18 protein-coding genes are annotated in these 21577 nt (G+C 49.9%); 12 read left to right on the top strand and 6 right to left on the bottom strand.

All coding sequences use genetic code 11. The annotated features are described in order from the left end of the window. The first annotated feature begins 8 nt into the window (after window positions 1–8). From PUW25_RS02245 to PUW25_RS02255, 3 genes are all read left to right on the top strand, one after another. Window positions 9–209 carry a CsbD family protein gene (locus PUW25_RS02245; protein WP_047911464.1) on the top strand — a complete coding sequence of 67 codons (201 nt, stop codon included), beginning with the start codon at window positions 9–11 and terminating at the stop codon, window positions 207–209. Window positions 210–370: 161 nt separating this feature from the next. Continuing rightward, window positions 371–1045 carry an oxidoreductase gene (locus tag PUW25_RS02250; protein WP_047911465.1) on the top strand — a complete coding sequence of 225 codons (675 nt, stop codon included), beginning with the start codon at window positions 371–373 and terminating at the stop codon, window positions 1043–1045. A 74-nt stretch (window positions 1046–1119) separates the two neighbouring features. Next, a complete protein-coding gene (locus PUW25_RS02255) occupies window positions 1120–1500 on the top strand; it encodes a RidA family protein (protein WP_047911466.1) in 381 nt (126 codons plus the stop codon). A 127-nt stretch (window positions 1501–1627) separates the two neighbouring features. On the opposite strand, the gene PUW25_RS02260 is transcribed toward PUW25_RS02255, so the two are convergent. Continuing rightward, complete coding sequence (locus tag PUW25_RS02260) at window positions 1628–2389, bottom strand: TspO/MBR family protein (protein WP_047911467.1); 762 nt, start codon at window positions 2387–2389, stop codon at window positions 1628–1630. Window positions 2390–2613: 224 nt separating this feature from the next. Between PUW25_RS02260 and PUW25_RS02265 the strand changes: the two genes are divergently transcribed. The 6 genes from PUW25_RS02265 (at window position 2614) to PUW25_RS02290 (ending at window position 11014) form a co-directional block, all read left to right on the top strand. Continuing rightward, window positions 2614–3495, top strand: coding sequence for a carbohydrate ABC transporter permease (locus PUW25_RS02265; protein ID WP_205054410.1), 882 nt, complete (start codon window positions 2614–2616; stop codon window positions 3493–3495). 1 nt (window position 3496) lies between these two features. Beyond that, complete coding sequence (locus PUW25_RS02270) at window positions 3497–4333, top strand: carbohydrate ABC transporter permease (RefSeq protein WP_047911468.1); 837 nt, start codon at window positions 3497–3499, stop codon at window positions 4331–4333. A 51-nt stretch (window positions 4334–4384) separates the two neighbouring features. Continuing rightward, window positions 4385–5650 (top strand): ABC transporter substrate-binding protein, encoded by a 1266-nt coding sequence (locus PUW25_RS02275; protein WP_047911469.1) that lies wholly within the window; start codon window positions 4385–4387, stop codon window positions 5648–5650. Window positions 5651–5861: 211 nt separating this feature from the next. Next, complete coding sequence (locus tag PUW25_RS02280) at window positions 5862–9047, top strand: DEAD/DEAH box helicase (RefSeq protein WP_047911470.1); 3186 nt, start codon at window positions 5862–5864, stop codon at window positions 9045–9047. A 31-nt stretch (window positions 9048–9078) separates the two neighbouring features. Next, the gene (locus tag PUW25_RS02285) at window positions 9079–9825 is read left to right on the top strand and encodes a hypothetical protein (protein ID WP_274337969.1); all 747 of its coding nucleotides are present in this window, start codon (window positions 9079–9081) and stop codon (window positions 9823–9825) included. A 199-nt stretch (window positions 9826–10024) separates the two neighbouring features. Next, window positions 10025–11014, top strand: a complete 990-nt coding sequence (locus PUW25_RS02290) for a M15 family metallopeptidase (RefSeq protein WP_274337970.1) — start codon at window positions 10025–10027, stop codon at window positions 11012–11014. A gap of 65 nt (window positions 11015–11079) precedes the next feature. Here the strand turns inward: PUW25_RS02290 and PUW25_RS02295 are convergent, their stop codons facing one another. Further along, the gene (locus PUW25_RS02295; RefSeq protein ID WP_274337971.1) at window positions 11080–12177 is read right to left on the bottom strand and encodes a copper amine oxidase N-terminal domain-containing protein; all 1098 of its coding nucleotides are present in this window, start codon (window positions 12175–12177) and stop codon (window positions 11080–11082) included. Between the two features lie 335 nt (window positions 12178–12512). On the opposite strand from PUW25_RS02295, the gene PUW25_RS02300 reads away from it, so the two are divergent. After that, a complete protein-coding gene (locus tag PUW25_RS02300; RefSeq protein WP_274337972.1) occupies window positions 12513–13205 on the top strand; it encodes an alpha/beta hydrolase in 693 nt (230 codons plus the stop codon). 31 nt (window positions 13206–13236) lie between these two features. On the opposite strand, the gene PUW25_RS02305 is transcribed toward PUW25_RS02300, so the two are convergent. The 3 genes from PUW25_RS02305 to PUW25_RS02315 form a co-directional block, all read right to left on the bottom strand. Then, entirely contained in the window at window positions 13237–15690 is a 2454-nt protein-coding gene (locus tag PUW25_RS02305) for an Ig-like domain-containing protein (RefSeq protein ID WP_274337973.1), read from the bottom strand. Window positions 15691–15961: 271 nt separating this feature from the next. After that, the gene (locus PUW25_RS02310) at window positions 15962–16324 is read right to left on the bottom strand and encodes a hypothetical protein (protein WP_274337974.1); all 363 of its coding nucleotides are present in this window, start codon (window positions 16322–16324) and stop codon (window positions 15962–15964) included. 113 nt (window positions 16325–16437) lie between these two features. Beyond that, window positions 16438–18801 (bottom strand): UvrD-helicase domain-containing protein, encoded by a 2364-nt coding sequence (locus PUW25_RS02315; RefSeq protein ID WP_274337975.1) that lies wholly within the window; start codon window positions 18799–18801, stop codon window positions 16438–16440. 402 nt (window positions 18802–19203) lie between these two features. Between PUW25_RS02315 and PUW25_RS02320 the strand changes: the two genes are divergently transcribed. After that, window positions 19204–19956 (top strand): zinc ribbon domain-containing protein, encoded by a 753-nt coding sequence (locus tag PUW25_RS02320; RefSeq protein WP_047911480.1) that lies wholly within the window; start codon window positions 19204–19206, stop codon window positions 19954–19956. 47 nt (window positions 19957–20003) lie between these two features. Continuing rightward, window positions 20004–20789, top strand: coding sequence for a TrmB family transcriptional regulator (locus PUW25_RS02325; protein ID WP_047911481.1), 786 nt, complete (start codon window positions 20004–20006; stop codon window positions 20787–20789). 94 nt (window positions 20790–20883) lie between these two features. On the opposite strand, the gene PUW25_RS02330 is transcribed toward PUW25_RS02325, so the two are convergent. Beyond that, on the bottom strand, window positions 20884–21516 hold the full coding sequence (locus PUW25_RS02330) for an NUDIX hydrolase (RefSeq protein ID WP_274337976.1): 633 nt from the start codon (window positions 21514–21516) through the stop codon (window positions 20884–20886). Window positions 21517–21577: the final 61 nt, after the last annotated feature.

A 21577-nucleotide genomic window follows, 5' to 3' on the forward strand; every position in this document is an offset into this window, starting at 1 on the left:
TGAGAAGAATGGATAACAACGTATTCAAAGGTAAATGGAATCAAGTGAAGGGCGAAGCCAAGAAGCAATGGGGTAAGCTGACTGATGATGATCTGGATGTCATCGATGGTGAGAAGGACAAGCTGGTCGGCAAGCTTCAGGAGCGATACGGTCATTCCCGCGACGAAGCCGAGAAGGAATATGATAACTGGAGCAGAACGTACCGCTAACATAGATTGAACCAGGCATGTGAATTTGAGATATCTAGTTCATTCTATATAGAAACTTTAATAGATTTTTCCAAAATAAGAGAGCACAGATCCCATAGAGGATTTGTGCTCTCTTTGCATGGTATGATAGGGAAAAGTGAGTTTGTCAGGAGGTCTAGCTAGTGGGACGAAAAGGATTAGTCATTGGGGCTACTGGGTTGGTCGGCAAGCAGCTCGTATCACAGCTGCTCGCGCATGATGAATATGAAGAGGTTACCACGCTCGTGAGACAGGAGCTTCCGATATCCCACCCTAAACTGTCTCAAGTGATTGTGAACTGGGACGAGCTTGAAAGGCATGAGGAGGCTTTCATCGGAGCAGACGAATTGTTCTGCTGTATGGGCACGACGATCAAGAAGGCAGGATCGCAGGCGGCGTTCCGCAAAGTTGATCTGGAGTACCCCGTTACTGCAGCCAGACTCGCGTTGTCTCATGGGACGAGACAGATGATTGCTGTTACATCCATGGGAGCAGACAGCACTTCACGCATCTTCTACAGCCGAACCAAGGGAGAGTTTGAGGACGATATCGCGAGACTAGGCTTTCGTGGTATTCATTTTCTAAGACCATCCTTGCTGCTTGGCGACAGAGAAGAAAAACGCACAGGGGAGAAGATAGGTGAATGGGTGCTGACGCTTGCCGATCCGCTGCTTCGCAAAGGAAGAGGACGGGAGTACCGAGCGGTTCCGGGTGCTTATGTTGCGAAGGCCATGATCAGGGCAGCGATGCGAGATCAGAGCGGGGTGTACCGCCATTCGAACAAGGATATCTGGAAGCTGGCTGAACAACAAAAATAGACAAGCCTGCTTGCTTTGAATACAATGACTATAGAAATGCTTGGATAAACTAACCTACAGAGGAGGAGATACATATGAGTAAGAACCCGATTTCCACAGAAAAGGCACCAGGAGCCATTGGACCATACAGTCAGGCAGTTGAAGCAGGCGGTTTCATATTTACGTCTGGTCAGCTCGGAATCAATCCGCAGACAGGTGAATTCGGTGATACCGTTGAGGAGCAGGCTCGTCTATCCCTTGAGAATGTGAAGGCCATCCTTGAAGCTGCCGGAGCAAGCTTGGACCAAGTCGTGAAGACGACGGTATTCCTGAAGGACATGAATGATTTTACCCGTGTAAATGAAGTGTACAGCTCGTTCTTCAGCCAGCCTTATCCTGCGCGCAGCGCGGTAGAGGTAGCCCGTCTTCCGAAGGATGCGCTGGTCGAGATTGAAACGATTACGCTGAAGAAATAACAAGAGTGTATAGGTAGAAGCATACAATAAAGAAGAAGGACCGCTTGCCCTGATTTGACAGGGCAGACGGTCCTTCTTTATTTATATGCGGCACGGAGCCACTCGAGGAATTCAAGGCCTCTATTACTTACTGTCTTCGTTTGGAGAAGAACAGCCAGATCGAGTAAATCAGCAGCAAGGCTGCAATTCCGGCTGCGGTATAAGCTACAGCGGTGATATCGGATTGCTTCACACTAATTGCAATATAAGCCCATACGAAGACCAGCGGTAGTACGGCATCACGATAAGAGAAGCTGACTGCGAGTGCGACAATCGCCCCGATGATCAGGAGCAGGATTGCCCATGTCTCATCTCCAAGGCCAAATCCATCCCATTCCCGTTTGCTAAGCCAAACGGTCACATTAATAATGGTGGCCACACTGACCCAGCCAAGATAAATCCGGAAGGGAAGCTGGACAAACCATTTTTCACCTGTAGTCGGCTTCTGAAGTGCCAATACACGCACATACATCTGACTCAGAGAGAACAGCAGGATAAAGATGACGAGCACGGACCAGCCGAACCACAGGTTCTGCCATAGGACAATCCAGCCTGCATTCGCCAGACAACTGATGAAGAACCAGAATTTAAGGACTGCCGCTGTATTTCGCTGCTTCTGGGACGGCAGAAACTGCAGAATGATGAATCCGGCCAGAAAGGCGTAAATGACTGACCAGATGGCGAAGGCATATCCGGCGGGTGTAATCAGTACAGGGTATAGAGCCGACACCTCCGAAGTGGTTCTTCCGCCGATGGGCAGCAGGTTAGCGAGCGCGTTCATGACGATCACAAGTACAAATCCGATGACGTTTAGCCATTTATAAGGGTTCCGGTGAGTGGTGCGCAGCATACAATTCCTCCTCGCAAGTATAATATTGACTCTATGGTTAATTAAACCTTCATGTATATCCTTACCCAATAATTTCACATTCAACATAAGTGTATGCAAAAGAATAGCCATGTAATGATCTGCATCGAAAGTTTTAATTTTCCGTAATGTTCATTCATTTCCATTCATATGGGTTAAAGATAGTTAGAGATACAATATTGCTACTTGAAAGGGGGCTGGCCAGCGTGATTAGCAAAAGGTCTTCACAGTGGCTGCAGCAGCTTGTCTTTGTAGGTCCTTCACTCGTGTTTTTCCTCCTTATTATTGTGGCTCCATTTCTGCTGGGAATGTACTATTCCTTTACTAATTGGAATGGTGCGGCAAGCGAGCCCACATGGGCAGGCTTATCCAATTTTACGAAAATATTTACGGATGATCCCGCCTTTCTAAAATCCTTTACGTTTACAGCCTGGTTCACACTTGCGGGTGTGCTGCTGACCAACGTGCTCGGCTTTTTCCTTGCCTACTTTCTGACAAGGCCGCTCAAGACCAAAAATGTCCTGCGTACGATCTTCTTCATGCCGAACGTCATCGGCGGACTGCTTCTCGGGTTCATCTGGCAGTTTATATTTGTCCGCGGATTCGCATCTGTTGGAGAAGCGACAGGACTCGCTTTTTTTAATCTTCCCTGGCTGGGAGATGAGGCAACGGCGTTCTGGGCGATTGTGATTGTTTTTGTATGGCAGACAGCCGGATATTTGATGGTCATCTACATATCTTCACTGAATAACATACCGAATGAAGTGATTGAGGCAGCTCAGATTGACGGCGCGAGCAAAGGACAAATTCTGAAGAGTATTATTGTGCCGCTCATTATGCCAGGGGTTACCGTATGTTTGTTCCTCGCCATCTCCTGGTCCTTCAAAATGTTTGACCTGAACCTGTCCCTCACTAAGGGAGGGCCGTTCCGTTCGACCGAATCGGTGGCGCTGAATATTTATAATGAGGCGTTCGTGAACGGAAGGTACGGACTCGGTACGGCAAAAGCTTTGATCTTCTTCATTATCGTGGCCATCATTACGTTCATTCAGGTTCGATTGACGAAGAGCAAGGAGGTTGAAGCCTAAGATGGAATCTGCAAAAAGCTATCGGATAAGTACCTTCATCACCGAATTGTTCATGATCCTGCTGGCTCTCGTGTTTCTTGTTCCTTTTTATTTCCTGTTTGTGAACTCTGTCAAAACCTTCGGTGATCTGCTGACCAATGCAGCCTCCTGGCCGCAAGCGTTCGAGTGGAGCAATTACCAAAGAGCATGGGAGATCACGAACTTTCCCAAAGTGCTTACGAATTCTTTAATTGTAACCGTTATCAGTAATTTACTGCTTGTGCTGATCAGCTCAATGACCGCCTATCGCATGGTTAGGCACAATACCCGATTCAATCGCGTGCTGTTCACCCTGTTCGTTGCGGCGATGGTCATTCCGTTTCAATCGATTATGATTCCGCTCGTTAAGGTAACAAGCACCGTCGGGATTATGAACAGTCACTGGGGGCTAATCATCTGCTACCTCGGCTTCGGGGTCCCGATGTCGGTCTTCCTGTTCCACGGATTTGTCAAATCGGTGCCTGTCGAGATCGAGGAGGCGGCAAGAGTGGATGGCAGTAACGCCTACGGTGTGTTTTTTCGCATAGTCTATCCGCTCATGCGGCCGATGTATGTCACGATTATCATTTTGAATACGCTGTGGATCTGGAATGATTACTTACTGCCCTCCATTGTGCTGCAGGACGCTGAGCTGCATACAATCCCGATCGCAACTTACGCGTTCTTCGGTCAATACACCAAGCAGTGGGATCTCGCGCTGCCTGCGCTGGTCCTGGGGATTACACCGATCATCCTGTTCTTCCTGCTGATGCAGAAGCACATCATTCAGGGGATTACAGCAGGCTCGGTCAAAGGTTAAGCATCGATTCCGTGAATCAATCACGTTAATTCATATGAGGAGGAATTCATCTTGAAGAAAAAAGGGCTGTTCTTGTTTACGCTGGTATGGGTATGTGCTGTCGTTCTATCCGGCTGCGGCGGAGGGTCAGGCAGCGGCGCTGAGGATGGAAAGAAGACAATTAAGATTTTTCAATACAAGGTCGAAATTGCAGAGGCCTTCGATCGGCTTATTGCTGAGTATGAGGAAGAGCATCCGGATATCAATATCGAGATTGAGACGGTTGGTGGCGGCAGTGACTATAGTGCAGCGCTGAAGACCAAGTTTGCAGGTACAGAGCATCCGGATATTTTCAACGTTGCCGGTTACCGTGAGCTGGACACATGGATTGATTCTCTTGAGGATCTGTCGAATGAGCCGTGGGTAGATGATATTATTGATGTCGCCAAAGAGCCAATGACGAAGGATGGCAAGCTGTACGGTCAGCCGCTTGGGCTTGAAGGATATGGATTTATTTATAACAAGGATCTGTTCGAGCAGGCAGGCATCACGGAGCTTCCGAAGACACTGACGGAGCTTGAAGCCGTGGCACAGCAGCTGCAGGACGCCGGCATCGTGCCATTCTCGAACGGTTATCAGGAATGGTGGGTGCTCGGGAATCACAATGCCAACGTTCCCTTTGCACATCAGCCCGATCCGGTTGCCTTTATTGATGGTCTGAATGCGGGAACGGAAACAATTCCGGGCAATGCTATTTTTGAAGACTGGGTTAATCTGCTCGATTTGACCCTTGCCTATGGGAATAAGAACCCGCTGACGACAGACTATAATACACAGGTCACTCTCTTTGCTACGGGCGAGGCTGCAATGATGCAGCAGGGGAACTGGACACAAGTGCAGATTGATGGGATCAACCCGGATCTGAACCTCGGCATCCTGCCAATGCCTATCGGAGATGATGCTGAGGTGTATGATAAACTGTTTGTCGGCGTGCCGAACAACTATGTGATTAACAAGAACTCTGAGGTGAAGGAAGAGGCGAAGGACTTCTTGGAATGGCTCGTAACCTCGGATGCGGGTAAGCGGTATATGACCGAGGAATTCAAGTTTATTCCGGCCTTTAAGAGCGTGACGGCTGACGGTGAGGTGCTCGGAGATCTGGCGGCAGAAATTATAAATTACAGTGATCAGGATAAGTTGCTGAGCTGGAACTTCAACCGTTTTCCGGAAGGTGTACCGCAGGAGTATGGTGCTGTGATGCAGGCCTACATTGCAAATCCGGACCCGGCGAAGCTGCTGGAGGATATGCAGAAGAGCTGGGACAGCCTTAAGGAGTAGATGAAGTAAGCGTATGATTACCATAGATATAGAGAAATCGTAAGAGATGGCTTAGAGACGGCTCCGTAATGGAAGGGCTGTCTCTTTTTCTGTGATACAGAATCAAGTAAACCAAGGGATTGCCCTAGAATTCGACTTAACAATTTTAAAAAGATTGATTTTCGTATATGATGGAGAGTAACAATCTAAAGGGGCTAACGGGTGACTTACGATGAATCAACCACTTTATGGAATATGGCTCGGAGATGTGTTTTTTTGTTTTTCAGGAGAAACATCGGAACCAAAAGTCGACGCTTGGAGTCATTTAATAAGAAAAATGAAGCTGAAGGACGGAACCTACCGTCCATTTCAACATGCCGCTCTGCGCCTTGCTGAGCTGAGATGGCAGATGAAATCGGTTCAACAGGAAGCGAGCTCAGGCCCGAGGAAGAAGCGGCCCGCATTTGGCCGGACGCTGGAAGGCTTGGCGCTCGCTCCAAGAGATGCCTTCGAGCTGCTGATTCGCTGGAATAAGGAAGAGGCAGAGCAGGCAGGCTTTGCCCCAGGCGGTGAAATGGAATACTGGGCTAAGGCGGCTAGATTTGCCATGGAGCTGCTGATTCGAGGGCAAATTACGCCAGGCACAGCCCCTGTGACCTCGGCTGGTGGAAGGCGCAGAGGCAATCAGTCTGCTGTAACAGCCGTATGGCTTCCCAAAATAACAGAGCCTGCTGATACAGAACGTTTCCTGAAGCTGGCTGAGTCCATCCCTGCCATCTGTCTGACCGCATCGGGTGCATACGCGGATTCGGAAGCCAGTACGGTGAAGGAGGCAGGATCAGCTGTCCTATACTCTTTCCTCAGACAAACGATACATGCTGCGGTGTCTGCCGAGATTGCCTCTGTAGAGAGCAGTCTGTCTCGTTACCGTGCTAATTACAGACGAGGGTATTCTCCGCTCACGGAGCTGTGGTGGAACAGTCTGCTGACAGGCTCGCGGGAGCTGAGTGTGCAGGCTGCTGTGCAAGAGATCGAGGAATTAAGCGACAGTGTGGTTCAAGCAGCAGACAATGCTCCTCCCGTAATCGAAGGGGAGGCTGCTGGTCCTGAGGAGGGGAGATTGAAGCTGAGTCTGCGGCTTGAGCCGTCAGAGCTGGAGCGGTCCTCTGCATGGAAAGTGAGCTTCTGGGCAGAGAGCGAGAACGAAGCTGATTTTCGGGTGCCAATCGAGGCGATATGGGCTTATCCTTCGCCAGATGTGGATCGAGGGACGGTAAAATACAGCCGGGTCCAGGAGCAGATGCTCCTCGCCTTAGGCAAAGCAAGTGAAGCTGCACCCAGCCTGCAGTTGGCTATGGGAGCAGCTCCTCATGAGATCGAGATGGATGCACAGCAATTTTATGAATTTATGTCTTCTTCTGTTCCCAAGCTGCAGCAGATGGGGATTACCGTATTGATGCCTTCCCGCTGGAGTCGGGAAGGGAAGCGGAAGACAGGGCTTCGGCTCCGGATGCTCCAGAATGGTGAGCCACCGGGTGCACAGAAGGCACCGACCCTGGGAATGGAGCAGCTCGTTAAGTTTGAGGCTGAAGCTGTCCTGAACGGGGTGCCGGTAACGAAGGAGGAGCTTGCACAGCTTGCGGCTTCTGCATTTCCGCTCGTGGAGTTTCGGGGGGAATGGATCGAGATTGACCCGAAAGAAATCCGCCAGGTGCTGCGTTTTATGAAGAAAAATGAGGAAGGCTCCATGGCTCTGTCCGAGTGGATTCATCTGGCTGTTGATGAGGATGAGGAAGCAAGCTGGAAGGGGATGTCCATTTTTGGTGCGGAATCGTTTGGCATGCTGTCCTTCCTACTGGATGGCCAGGTGCTGAGTCGAACCCAGATCAGGGATACGCCGCCTTCCCTTCATGGTAATCTGCGGCCCTATCAGCAGCGTGGCTATCAGTGGCTTGCTGCCATGCGTGATCTTGGCTTCGGGGTATGCCTTGCCGATGATATGGGTCTCGGGAAGACCATACAGGTGATTACCTGTCTGCTGGATTCCAAGCTTGCTGCACGGGAAGCGAGAGATGCAGAGCGGGAGCTGGATGATCGTCAGGGCGGGCAAGATATCCTGGAAGATGAGGAGTTCGATATGGAGCATCCGGCCCTCATCATCTGTCCTACCTCCCTGCTTGGAAACTGGCAGCGGGAGATTAAGCGTTTTGCACCCGACTTTAAATTATATATTCATCATGGTACACAGCGGCTGCACGGAGAGGCCTTTCGAAAGCAGGCTGGGGAGCACGATATAATTCTCACAACGTATCATCTGGCAGGCAGGGACGGGGCAGATCTGGCCTCGATCGAGTGGTCCTCTGTCGTGCTGGATGAAGCCCAGTACATTAAGAATTATCGAACCAAGCAGGCACAAAGTGTCATGAAGCTGTCTGCGCCGCACCGTATCGCCATGACTGGGACGCCTGTAGAGAACAGGCTTAGTGAGCTGTGGTCCATCTTCCAATTTCTGAATCCCGGCTATCTGGGAACGGCGGCATCGTTTAGACAGCGCTATACAATAGGTGCTCAGGAAGACACGAGCTCTCTGCGAGAGCTTCATCGTCTGGTATCGCCATTTATGCTGAGAAGGCTCAAGAGTGATCCGGATATTCGCAAGGATCTGCCGGAGAAGCTGGAGCTTAAATCCTACTGCTCACTTACAGTGGAGCAGGCTGCGATATACAAGGGCGTAGTCGATCAGCTGCTGACCGGCATCGAGGGACAAACCGGATTTACACGCAAGGGCGTCGTATTATCCTCCTTGACCAAGCTGAAGCAAATATGCGATCATCCTGTACTCATTGAGCATAGCCGTAAGGACGCAGGGCGCGTAGAGGCGTCAGGCAAGCTTGAGCGCTTGATGGAGCTGACAGATGCAATTCGTGATAATGGCGAGGCAGCCCTTATTTTTACCCAGTATGTGTCGATGGGGGAGATTCTCGTTCAGCAATTGTCTCAGCGGTATGATGAGAAGCCTTTCTTCCTTCACGGAGGGGTTTCAAAGGCAGAACGAGACGAAATGGTAGAGCAATTTCAGAACGGTAAGGGTCCTTCTCTCTTCGTTCTCTCCTTGCGGGCCGGCGGGGTAGGCCTCAACCTGACTCATGCGAGCCATGTCATCCATTATGATCGCTGGTGGAATCCTGCGGTAGAGAATCAGGCGACGGATCGTGTATTCCGAATCGGGCAGAAACGAAATGTCCAGGTGCATAAACTGATATGCCAAGGGACACTGGAAGAGCGAATTGATGAGCTGATTGAGAGCAAGAAGCAGCTGTCGGAGCAAGTAGTCGGTTCGGGTGAGAACTGGATTACAGAAATGTCCGATGATGAGCTGAAGGGCCTCGTAAGTTTGCAAGGTGAGATGTGGGTATAGTACAACGGATTAAACAGGAGGTGAGGCTGTAGTGACATATCAAGTAAACCATTTTAAACTGGAGCCTCACGGCTGGAAGGCAATCATTGGGGACACAACGGAGACTGGCTCACAAGCACCAGAGGGCGATGCGGAGGTCGAAGCGGAGGTCGAAGCTGCATATAAGCAGCTTAATGAAGAGCAAAGATCGGAAGTGCTTGGCGAGCTGCAAGAAGACGCCTATACCTTGTACCTCCTGCTTACAGGAGGCGCTGTAGAGCTCAACCATTCTGCGCTGATCTCCTGGGTCAAAAATGCAGATGTGAGCTGCTCCTGTAATCGTATCGCATGCCCTCATATCGACGCGGCCTTGCAGGCGGCTGCAGAATGGGCCGCTGCTGATACGCTGAGACTGCTTGATATGCTGGGTCTGACCCGTGAGCAGCTGCTTACAGAGGTGCTCCGCGTCTGGTCCCATGAATCGGTATCCACCAGCACGACGCAGGCAGCGTCATTACTGGAACGCAAAACCCAGCGCGCAGGCGGCAATTCTTCTGCCATTCTGGACTACATCGGCGATGCCGCTGCCAATGGTTCGCTTCACATGCCGGGTCCAGAATTCGAAGGTATTAAAGTGAAGTTATCTCCACCTGGAGAGCTGACTCCGCCATCGCCGGGTATTGCTCAGCTTGTGCCGGCAGTTCCTGCGGAGGCAGCCTTAGAGCATATCCGCAAGCAGGTTTCAGAGAGAGCGTCCAAGTGGGCAGAGGAACTGAATCTCAAGACAGCCAAGAAATGAACGGAATTAGGTAACTGCCTAGTCAGAACTAAATGAAGACCACCGAACAGGCACGGATCCTAGGCTCGGTGGTTTTTTTGTAGCTGCAGCCATAGATCGACTTATACCAAGATGAGGATTTGAAGCTCTATCTCGATAGGTCTATAATGAATGAGAGAGATTGGAACAGCTATAAATTTGGGATAGGGGAAATAACAAAATGACGACTTCAACAACGAAGAAACGACGCTGGACGATGGTTCTGTTAACGATGATGCTGTTGTCTGCCTTTGCACTTGCAGGCTGTGGGAACGGGGAAGAACCACAGGAAGATCAGACGCAGACGACGCCGGATGGAGCAGAGAATCCTTCACAGGAGGAAACGCCAGATGTGTCGGAAGACGACAACACAGGTGAGGATGCACCTGCGGATAACGATGCGAACGAGGACAGCGAAGATTCTAACGGCGGCGAAGATAACAAGGATGATAACGCTGAGGAGCCTTCAGAGGGTGCCGGACAGGATGACAGCACAGGAAATGCAGAGGAAGACAGCATTATGGCGCTTCGGGCTGCAAGCTCCCTGCAAAGTACGGTGGAAGTCATTGGAGATAAGAATGTGGTTACGAACCCGGAAGCGATCACGGTCATCGTTAACAAAGAACGCAGTCTGCCTGATGGATACGAACCGACAGATCTTGTGGAGCCGGACGTTCCCTTCTCGTTCGACGAGCCTCACCAGAAACGGCATTTGCGCCAAGAGGCCGCTGATGCGCTGGAGGAGCTGTTTGCCGCAGCAGAAGAGGATAATATCGAGCTTCGTGCCGTATCCGGCTATCGCTCTTATGACCGTCAGGTTGCCGTATTCAACAGCAGTGTAGAGCGTAATGGCGAAGAATATGCGCTCCGTGTAAGCGCACAGCCAGGGAAGAGTGAGCATCAGACCGGATTGTCGATTGATGTATCCAGCCCAAGTGTAGGCAATGTATTGGAAGAAATCCTTGGCGACACCGAGGAAGGCAAATGGCTTGCAGAGCACGCGCCTGAATTTGGATTCATTATTCGTTATTTGGAAGGACGGGAAGAAACGACAGGGTATGTCTACGAGCCTTGGCACATCCGTTATGTAGGCAAAGAGCTGGCACCGGATATTGCTGCAAGCGGACTTACGCTGGAGGAGTACTTTGACGAAGCGAATATTAAGCTGTAATTAGACAAGAAGCCGGAGATCCACGAGGATCTCCGGCTTCTTTTTCTTCTTGCGTCTGCTGTTAATTATTCAGCTGGGAATGGCTTGATTGTCTCTGCCGTATCCGCTGAAGTGTCAGCTTCTGCCGGCTCTTCAGCAGACTCTTCATGAGACTGGCTGACGTCTACCGAATCAACAACGATCTTGATTGCATTGCCGATTGGAGGCAGACTGCGGGTCAGAACACCATTGTGGAAGCCAATGACATAATCCTCGTCCGTAATGGATGCCGGATCAACCTTCTCGCCTTTGGTATTCACGACCTGAGTATCCTCATTAATCTGCAGTACGATTTCAGACTGAGGGTTTGCTGCAAGCATTCCGCTCTGGATGAGGAGGCTGCGGTCACCGTTATCTGTTACACGAATATCACCGATGGTCCCTTCAACGCTGTGAAGGTTCTCTTCAGCCTGATCTGTGACTGTGATCTTGTACACAGCAGATTGAGGCGGCATGCTGAGTGCCATTACGATGGAATGCTGTGCTTCCACTTGATCCCCGACTTTTAGATCGGTGATGTCCAGGCTGGTACCATCTGCTAGAAGGTATTCCGTGTCTTCCATTGCATTCAGGATTAAGCTCTCCGGGCCGACTCCGTTGATGTGGACTCTGGAATCATCAGCATAAGTAACAACACCAACCGATGTGGCAAATTCCTGTACTTCTTCCGTCGTAATCGTTACTGAGGCTCCTTCCGTCTTCACATTGGCATGCAGTACTTCACTTGCAAAGTTTAGCGGAACGTATTGTGTACCCTCTACAATGACAGGTGCTTGCCCAAGCTCCACGTACATGCGATTCACATTATATTGATCTTTACCTGTCGGTATGGCAGTCCATACATTGCCTTTTGTTAGTTCCGCTGTTTTGCTATCCTTCACCCATGTGAGCTCCATTCCAAGCGCCTCTGCAAGGGAACGCACAGGAATCATTGGATGCTCGCCATCAGGCAGCATAAATCCTGCGTCAATGGCTTGGCCGTTGACTGTAATACTCACCTTGCTCGCCGCTGTGCTGGAGACAGGTACGGGGGCGTCGGCGTTACCGTTAGCGTACACATATCCGCTGCTCAGGGCTGCGGTCAGTGCGAGTGCTGCTGCGCCGGTTTTCATTTTCTTGTTCATAAGATCTTGATCTCTCCTTCGTCTTGATGTAAGTGTCAATTCAGCCGTAAGAACAACGCAATAGCTTCGGAGGTTGATTACCATGAAGCGGCGCAATGGATTCAGCTGTTGACAAGTTATTAGACGAAGTCAATGTAATGAATGTTGCAATCTGTCCTATATTGGTGCTTAGCTCCCATTCCTGCATTCTTCCGTACATAGTCCATGGATGTTGCTTCCGCATGTTAATACAATTAGGGGATAAATGAAATTCATAACACCCTGTTCCAAGATAGCGAGGAGAATAGAGACAGATGAGAGAAGCCTTTAAGCAAGAAAAAATAGGAGGGAGGGACGTGCACATATATCTGCCTCCATCCTATCGTTATAGCTATACACGTTTTCCTGTTGTTTACTTGCAGGATGGAATGACAATGGTACGGGATTGCTTGAATCTGCTTGAACACAAGCTTCGGATCGAGGAGCTGCCCGAGATCCTATTTGTGGGCATCGTACCTAATAATCGCAATGAGGACTATACCCCATGGCCTGCTCCGTCGTTAAATGGAAAGTCAGCGGATTTTGGCGGCAGGGGGAAGGATTATATATCTTACATAGCGGACGTGCTGAAGCCATATATAGATCAGACCTACCGTACTCTTCCCGGTCCAGAGAATACAGCAATGATAGGCGCTTCTCTGGGCGGGATGATCTCGATTTATGCGGCATACCAGCGCCCGAATCTATTCGGAAGAATCGGGGCCATATCTGCCTCGATGTGGTACGAGGGGATGCTGGCCTTTATTCAAGATACAGAAGTGCCCTCTTCTGATCAGAAGCTGTATATGTCTGTAGGAAGCCTGGAAGGTGTATATAAAGAAAGTATCCAGCGAAATATGGTAGAGAATACACATGAAGCCTACAGAGCACTGATTGACAAGGGCTTTCCCGAGGATCGGCTAAAGTTCACGGTCGAAGAAGGCGGAACCCATGATGCTATGTTTTTTGCCAAGCACTTTCCTGAAGCGCTGAAATGGCTGTTCACATAGCGGGCTCCGACTTCTTCTTATTTGATCTGATTCACGGTCCCCATGTGACACTTAGATAAGGCATTTCATCGTACGCGCCTGCCCAGTAATATCCGGATGACATAATACGGCGGGGCTCGAAGCTGATCTCGCCGTCAGCGGCGGTCATGCTCTCAGACACCGCTTGAAAAAGTCCGTTCGCATCCGTAGCGGCGGTAACATACTTGCCTGCCATGCGTGTGAATCTGCCGCTGACCTTGGCAGGCACCGGTTCTCCGGTATTACGGTCGATGACGCTGAAGGAGACGGCAGCCTTGCCTCCGGTGAATTCGATGCTCATATCGCTGATGACCATAGGCTTTAGGCTGGAAGAGCCAGTGGTTGCAGAACCCATGCTGCTCGGCGGACCTTCATTGCCCTGAATATCGACAGCTGTCACTTGATAGTAGTAGGTCGTATCTGGCAGCAGCCCTTTGTCTTTGAATGACAATCCTTTGGCTGTTCCTGCATACGTATCGGACCCGATATTAAATACGGGATCTGTACTGCGGTAAATCCGATAATCGTTGATGGCGGTATTATCCTGTGCCATCCCGTAAGTGAGGTCGATTCGCTGATGGTCAAAGGTTGCAGCCTGCAGCTGTCCGGCTGGAGCGGTTGGCGGCTCGCTGTCGGCAGGAGGTGCCCATTTATATCCATCAGGTCCCCACTCGCTAGGGAAATCAGTCAGTGAGGAATAGTGGTGCAGCGCAACACCGCCGAAGGCAGGATCATTCGCAAAGGCAGTGTAGACCTTGGCCAGCTCCTGTTCCATATAGGTTCTTCCTTCTTCATGGAAGCTGATCGTCTCCGGGTCCCCACCATCGGCAATGTCTTTGGTTTCCACTCCGATAATGACCGATTTCGGCTTGCCGATTGCATTCGCATAAGCAGCCTCCCCAAGTGCATGATTGATGATGCCGGCGCTTCCTTCCGCCTGATCACGATAATTCATGATCGAGATATAATCTGCTGTATCCTGAATGTGTTCCGACATCCATTTGGTTGCTCCATTCCAAGGAATGTTGCTGGCATCCGCCGATGTATCGTACCATCTTGGGATCGCTGCTCCGACAGGGAAGGTGAGTCCGGAAGCGGCCTTGCGCTCCATAAGTGCGGCGAGCATATCAAGATACTGGACCTGGACAGACGGTTTGGCTGTCTTGAAATCAGGCAGGATGTAAGGCTCTGTATCGAGATTGATGCCATCAAACTGCGCTTCGGAATCAGAAGCAATATTGTAATTCAGCACTTTTTCAAACTCCCGCACCGCCTGTGTACGGTATCTTGTGTAGGCTCCAAAATAAGGCGGCTTGGTTCCACCGGCAATCAGAGCTTCCACCCGAAATCCTGCTCCATGAGCCCATGTAATAAACTGCCGGACTTCACTGCGATAATTCTCCAGCATAGAGGCTCCATCATATTGGTCAACACCTAAGTACAGTGTCGTGATGGGGCGCTGATTAAAGGTCGTTGTATCAGATGCAAGCGAGGACAAGACAGGCCAGGAATTCGGATTCCTTACGAGATGATAGGAAGCGGTCTCCCATATCCATATCGCCCGATCCTGATCAGGGAGTGGAGAAGGCTCAGCCAGCAATTCCTCTGTGGAAGAGTCTGGTTCATAGACACTGTCTGTCACCGAGTCCGATTCATAGACACTGTCTACGACGGAATCAACTGAATCCATGGATTCGACGTCCAACTGTAATGAGATGTCATCTGCTGTTTCAGGATCTATTTCAATCCCCATATCATTCTCCATATCATTCACCGCATCGTTTAACTCCCCGGCACTTGAAATCTTCCTCGTGTCTGCGTATATCGTCGGGCTGTAGCCTGTATTCCTGTTCGCATCGGTCGCTCTTGCTTCCAGACTGTGAATCTTCTTCGCTTCCTTTCGTGTGTTCCAGGTATAGGTGTATCCGTCACGGCTGGATTTAAGCGGAATCCACTCCTTGCCATCAATGCGGAGCTCAACTGCTGTAATGGAGTTCTTGCTGTTAACCGCAATATTGACCCGCTCCTTAGCTTTTAGCATAGTGCGTTCGGCTGGACCTGTAATAAGAACCTCAGGGATGTGTGCTGCAGGGTTATCCACGACAAGTGACATGAAGGAGGACCATATCCCATATCGGGTTCCGGTATCCTTCGACTTCAAGACAACCTCAATGGGGCCATCCCACTGTGAAGTATCGAGGGAATAAGACCAATCTCCGCTGTCGTTACCGTCTGGATCATCCATCTGCACATCGGTTACCATCTCACCATTCACAATCAGCTCCACTTCGTACACATCGGTATACGTACCATAGAACGGGGTCAAGCCTGGGGAAATCGTCTGTCCATCCTGATGCGAGTCAATCGTAATTCGGGCTGTGGCTGTAACAGAAGAAGGGGGGACATGAATTAAGAAGAGTACCAATACGAGGCTTAATAAACCACACGTTCGCAGAAATGAAAACATGATCATCTCACATCCTTGTCAATATGATGTAAACATATTTGACGAGAAACGCTGCTGTGATCACTGCCGAGACCGATCTGCATAATTTGGTGTTAGCTTGAAGCGGTTACTTTTAAATATTACGAAAAAACGTTGAATAGAACTGTTGAAGGGTTCATGTCAGGTTATTTTTGCTTAAATACGAAAAGACCAAATTCGTTGATGCGAATTTGGTCTTTTCGTAAGATGAAGCCTTCATTATGTGCCTCATTCCTTATAGACTTTACTTGTTTTACTTGTTCATCGGTGAATTCTCATAGCCTTTATTGTCATAGTCGGTATGTTCGAGCTTGTCCAAGATCCGTTCTTTACGGATCTCTGCGCGGGTGTCATCGGTTCCTGCGTCGTAGATGAACTGATACAGCTCTTTTAATTGACCTGTAAACTCATCGTTTGCATCATCGTGATCCGCTGATTTGTAAGGCACAGGGGTCCGCTGCAACGTATATCTGTCCTCTTGATCCATGGCCTTGAGCATATCCTGAAGTATACTTAGCTGTTCTTCATCTAAGTGTACTTCATAATCACTCGATTCAGAGGAATCTTGATGAATCAACTTTTGAGTGATGGATACATAATAGGATTGTTTTCCCATTGGAGCACCTCCTCTTAAGCTGCCTACGGCATACTCAAATTTAATTTATTCCATAAATTCGTGTAACGCAGTGCTTATGAGTTCTTACACGGTTTTCTCCATGAATGAATCATTCATCTATAATGCTTGGGTATGGCAGGGACCTCGCGCATTGATTTCTCCATCGCCGACTTGCACAGAGGACAGGACGGTGGTTTGTTAGACGGCTTACTCGTACCTTGAGCGGGATGCTGTCTAATCCAGGCGGGACAGGAGCTGGAAGTGCAGGACCATACAGGCACCGTTTCCATCCGCTGATGTGAAGATCGATCAGAGCGGCTGTGCTCCTTCTCCTTGGATCGGGAATGGTCCTTTGTATAGGCTTTGCGCTCGCTCACAGGCCCTCGCTGTTCCTGCGAATCTTTAATGCCGAACGCCTCCAGCAGAAATCTGGACACCGGGGCCGGCTTGCCGTGCTGACTTGCTGGTGATGTGATATACAGCTGCTTCTTGGCTCTTGTGACCGCAACATAGGCGAGTCTGCGCTCCTCTTCAAGCAGAGCCTCCTCGACCTCCGTGCTGGAAGCACCTGTATTCAGAGCTGCCTTTCGATCCTCGGGTGCTTCCTTCGTGAGCGCAGAGCTGTGCGGCAGGATCCCTTCACTTGCTCCAATTAAGTAGACGATAGGGAACTCAAGCCCTTTGGCCCGATGAATCGTCATGAGCTGTACGGCGTCGCTGTCGCTTGCTGCCTGAAGGCTTTCCATTTCCTTGTGCCGTCTTGTAAGCTCATCTGCAAAAGCCACAAAGCTCTCCACCGTTTCAAAACGCTTAACTGCTGCTTCAAGCTCATCGAGTGTTTCAAGAATCGTCTCACGATAATGGGTATAGATGCTTGGATCTCCACTTTCCATATAGGAATCGTAGAATTGTCTTCTCATCTCCTGAATGGCGGCAAGCGGCGTCATAGACTTCAGCATCTTAATCAGCTTGATCCGTTCCTTCACGGCCTCCTGCTGAAACGGCTTCAGCTGTTCCCAACGGGTAAAATGGATCAATGGATACTTCTTCGGCTGCTGCTTCTCCTGCTGATCTAGATAGAGCAGACCCGCGTCCCTGGAAATGTAGAGAGGACCCAGTGTGCTCGGTATAGCCTCAAAATTCCGCGGATTGAGAGACAACCTGAGATGATCCATCAGCGGCTTGACCAGGCTCTGATCGTAGAACACCGGTCCTGCACCGTGCTGTATGAACGGAACATCCTTCAGTACAAGCTGTTCAAAAATCGCGCGGCTGCTGCTCGCGGTTCGATGCAGAATGGCGATATCCTTATAAGAATGCTGTCCGTTCTCAATCTGCTCCTGCAGATGACCTACGATCCAGGAGGCTTCCTCTTCTACACCGGAAGGAGTTGCATACAAGGGCTGCGAGCCTTGCTTGCCGGCAGAAACAAGCCGTTTATATCTGCGTTTCTTATTATGCTTAATGATCTCGGTACCCAGCCCCAGGATGTGGGCGTCAGAGCGATAATTAATGTCGAGCGTAATGACCGATGCGCCGGGGTACAGCTTGTCGAATTCCAGTATGACCTCCTGTTTAGCCCCGTTGAAGGTGTAGATCGTCTGGTCATCATCTCCTACGACCATCAAATTCCGATGCGCTGCGGCCAGCTTGCGTACAATTTCGTACTGTAATCCGTTCGTATCCTGAAATTCATCCACCATAATATATTGAAAGCGCTGCTGAAGCGGACGAAGGATGTGAGGGTCAGACAGCAGCCGGTTCGCATGAAGCAGGATGTCGTCAAAATCCATTTTGTGACGTTCCTTCTTCCATGCTTCATAGCCGAGCAGTATTTGCTTTGTCTCCCGCTCCTCACGGCTTGCGTCCGGCAGCTCATCCGCGGTTTTGCCCTCCATTTTCCAGGCGGATAGGGAGGAGAGCAGGCTCTCAGGCTGAAAGGCATCACTAAGTCCGTGCTTGCGCTGAATCATCTTAATGATCGTATGCTGGGCTTTGGTATCGCCAAAAATATCTTCGGTCATGCCATAGTGACGCAGCAGCATCAGCGCAAAGGAATGAAATGTCCGTGCTTGGACCGCACGGGCAGCTGCCGGACGAATACCGGGAATGGCCGCAATTCTTGATTTCATCTCGCCGGCTGCCTTGCTCGTAAACGTGACGAGCAGTATACTACCGGCCGGGACATTAGCGACCTGAATAAGATAGCCTGTCCGGGAAGTCAGCACCGTTGTCTTGCCGCAGCCTGCGCCAGCAAGTGTCAGGAGCGGCCCCTTGCCGTGTCGTACAGCCTTGATCTGTGGAGCATTCAGCAGGATACCTGCCTGCTCAAGCGACCTGAAGAAGTAAGCATCCTTCTCCCTGTCAGACACAAGCTCAATACTTGTCTGATCCGGAGCAGGCTTGGCTCGCGGTAATCTTGAATTTCCGGTAACACCTAGCGGACGCAGATGAAAAATGGGGTTCACACTATACATAAAAACCGTACACCTCATCTAATTTCAAAGTAAATCATTGCCCTTTTCACAAGAGGGCTGTAAATTTGGTATGATAGAGTCACCTTAGCTACTGCAGCAGTGCTAGGGAGCATCATAGCACGATTATAATCATGCCTGAACCATCACAAAATGGAAGCAAATAAGTATAAACAAACCGCTCTCTATTATACCTAAATGAACAGAGTTCTGCGAAGCATCCGGTATAATTTAACGGCAGGTGAATCATTTTCATATCGTTTAGCCGCTTCAATCAAGGCTAACGAGTTATGAAATTGATTCAGGTTTTATCTTTTTGGGTCTTGGCTAAGTAATGAGTGAAGGCTTAGCTGTTAAGTGAATTAACTTTCAGCTTGTCATGGGAAAGAGGAGGAAGAACCTGAGATGAATTTTTTACAGCGAATTAAAGACGGGGCAGGCCGTGCAACGGAGAAGGCACAGCATGCCGTGGAAATCAACAAACTAAACTCACAAATTGCGAATATCAAACACGAAATGTCGGTGAATTATACAGAAATGGGCCGTATCTTCTATGAGGGTTACCGTGCTCAGGACATGTCGATCGCTGAACAGAAAATGATGGAGCTGTCAGAAGCATGTGACGAGCTGCAGGAAGAGATCAATGAGCTTCGTGAGAAGATCGCAGTACTTAAGAATGAGCGGGTCTGTGTATGTGGACATGTATCTGATCTGGATGCGAATTTCTGTCCGAAATGCGGTCGTCCGTTAACGCCTGCGAATACGGAGACTTATACGAGTCCGGCCAAACCGGAAGCTGCAGCAGCGGAAGAGGTTGTAGCGGAAGAGGAGAAGGAGGAGCTCTTCCCTGATCTGTTGCTGGATGATGATGTGCTGCCACCGGATGAAGAGGACTACGATCTGAAGGATTTCCTCCCGGAAGAGAAGGAAGAGTTTGACGCGGAGTGGGAACGCAGACGTCAAGAGGAACTGCAGCGGGAGCGAGAGAGACAGCAGGAGCTGGACGAGCGAATCCGTTACTGGAAAGAGAACAATGAGCACGTGGAAGCACCTGTCAAAACAGAGGTGCCGAGAGATAGTGTCAAATGTCAAATTTGCGCCTCCGAGCTGCCAAAAGGATCGAAATGGTGTCCGCATTGTGGTGCAGAGCAGATCTAACTACAAGGTACGCATAGGTTCCTTAACAGCATGGGAGGACAGTGACGATGGAGCAGCTGCTTGCGCACCTTAAGAATCTGGGCTTTACAGAGATGGAATCCAAAATTATGGTTGATCTGTCCCGCCAGGGGGCTTCATCAGGGTATGAGGTAGCTAAGCGTCTTGGCGCTTCACGCTCGAATATATATGCGATGCTCCAGCGCTTGAATGCAGAAGGCTATCTTCATTGCAGCAAGGGGGAGCCGGCGAGATACAGCATGCTTACACCGGAAGAGCTGACCAGCAAGATTTCGGACAATGTGAGACAGTCGCTTCATTTTGTTGAGAGATCCATGCCAAGACATCATCCGGGATCTCCAGGCTTCTATAACATGGAGGGAGACCGCCAGGTGCTGGACACTTTATTGGTCCGGGTTGCTCAGGCAGAGAAGGAGATCGTCATTGATATGTGTCCAGAGGAGGCGGCTCTGTTCCATGAGGAGCTGAGAGCTGCAGAGGAACGGGGGGTTAGGCTGCTCTGGTCTTACGATGCCGATTCGGGGGAGCAGTATTCCATGCTCCCATGGGATCCCTTTGAGCCCTCGGCCGAGTTATGCGGACGGAAGTTTTCTTTTGTCATTGACCGGCAATGGTGCATGCTGGGACTTCGAGGGGAAGAATGCATTACACAGGCTCTCGTCACGGAGCATCCGTTGATGGTCAAGCTGCTGCTGGAGTATTTTGCGCAGGAATTGATTTTGTACGAATTAGAGGAAGATATGGGAGAGGAGCTGGTGAGACGTTATGGCCGGCGCTTCGAGCATATGATGAACAAATATGTTGTAGAGAGGTAACACTGTACTGTATGTAGGTTACAGGTTCTCTGCCCGCAGATGGTTTGCCTTGGTGCAGCATCGCGGCAGAGAACCTTTTTTTATGTCTCCGCATCTATAGCTGTTGTAACTTTTGGAAGGCAGAAACGTAATAGGAATAAGGGCGGGCAACAAATTGCGCAGGACAAATTGTCTCTGTAACCTTGGCGTAATGGCCGTCTTCTTCATGATAGAGGATGCCGGTTGCTGTCATGTCGCTTGGACCGCCGAGGAACATATGAAGCATCTGCGTAAGATCTGCTTCATATAATCCCGCAACCTCACTGGCTTGCAGCTTGTATTCTGTCAGCTCCCATGAACTAAGATAGCCGAATACATGGCTGATCTCACGATCGATGAAGGAGACACCTGATATTTCGCCTCTCATTTCTTCGGTTATTTCAAACAGAGGGGTAAGCTGATCAAAATCGGTACGAAGGCCAAGCTCTTCTTCAAGCTCTCTGGCCGCCTCCCGAATGGTTTCTCCAGCTGTGAGATGGCCTGCAGCCGTGATGTCATAACAGGAGGGAAAGGTATCCTTGCTGCTCGTCCGCTTCTGGAACAGAACCCTTCTACCTTGAGGGGTGTCCCGCACCAGCCAGCAGTGAAAGGATTTATGCCAGTGGCCTTCGCGGTGAACCTCAGAACGCGGTGCTGTACCGATGTGTGCACCAGATGGATCGTATATATCAAACTGCTCTTCACTCATGTCGGTTGACCTCCAGAGATGTGATATAACATACAATGCGATGATCTTATGTCAGCATCAT

The sequence above is a fragment of the Paenibacillus urinalis genome, assembly GCF_028747985.1.
Classification (GTDB): Bacteria; Bacillota; Bacilli; order Paenibacillales; family Paenibacillaceae; genus Paenibacillus; species Paenibacillus urinalis.

Bases quoted from the DNA above. Each gene is read 5' to 3' on its own strand.
- PUW25_RS02245 (WP_047911464.1), top strand. From the start codon at position 9: ATGGATAACAACGTATTCAAAGGTAAATGGAATCAAGTGAAGGGCGAA.
- PUW25_RS02255 (WP_047911466.1), top strand. From the start codon at position 1,120: ATGAGTAAGAACCCGATTTCCACAGAAAAGGCACCAGGAGCCATTGGA.
- PUW25_RS02260 (WP_047911467.1), bottom strand. From the start codon at position 2,389: ATGCTGCGCACCACTCACCGGAACCCTTATAAATGGCTAAACGTCATC.
- PUW25_RS02270 (WP_047911468.1), top strand. From the start codon at position 3,497: ATGGAATCTGCAAAAAGCTATCGGATAAGTACCTTCATCACCGAATTG.
- PUW25_RS02280 (WP_047911470.1), top strand. From the start codon at position 5,862: ATGAATCAACCACTTTATGGAATATGGCTCGGAGATGTGTTTTTTTGT.
- PUW25_RS02290 (WP_274337970.1), top strand. From the start codon at position 10,025: ATGACGACTTCAACAACGAAGAAACGACGCTGGACGATGGTTCTGTTA.
- PUW25_RS02295 (WP_274337971.1), bottom strand. From the start codon at position 12,177: ATGAACAAGAAAATGAAAACCGGCGCAGCAGCACTCGCACTGACCGCA.
- PUW25_RS02305 (WP_274337973.1), bottom strand. From the start codon at position 15,690: ATGTTTTCATTTCTGCGAACGTGTGGTTTATTAAGCCTCGTATTGGTA.
- PUW25_RS02310 (WP_274337974.1), bottom strand. From the start codon at position 16,324: ATGGGAAAACAATCCTATTATGTATCCATCACTCAAAAGTTGATTCAT.
- PUW25_RS02315 (WP_274337975.1), bottom strand. From the start codon at position 18,801: ATGTATAGTGTGAACCCCATTTTTCATCTGCGTCCGCTAGGTGTTACC.
- PUW25_RS02320 (WP_047911480.1), top strand. From the start codon at position 19,204: ATGAATTTTTTACAGCGAATTAAAGACGGGGCAGGCCGTGCAACGGAG.
- PUW25_RS02325 (WP_047911481.1), top strand. From the start codon at position 20,004: ATGGAGCAGCTGCTTGCGCACCTTAAGAATCTGGGCTTTACAGAGATG.
- PUW25_RS02330 (WP_274337976.1), bottom strand. From the start codon at position 21,516: ATGAGTGAAGAGCAGTTTGATATATACGATCCATCTGGTGCACACATC.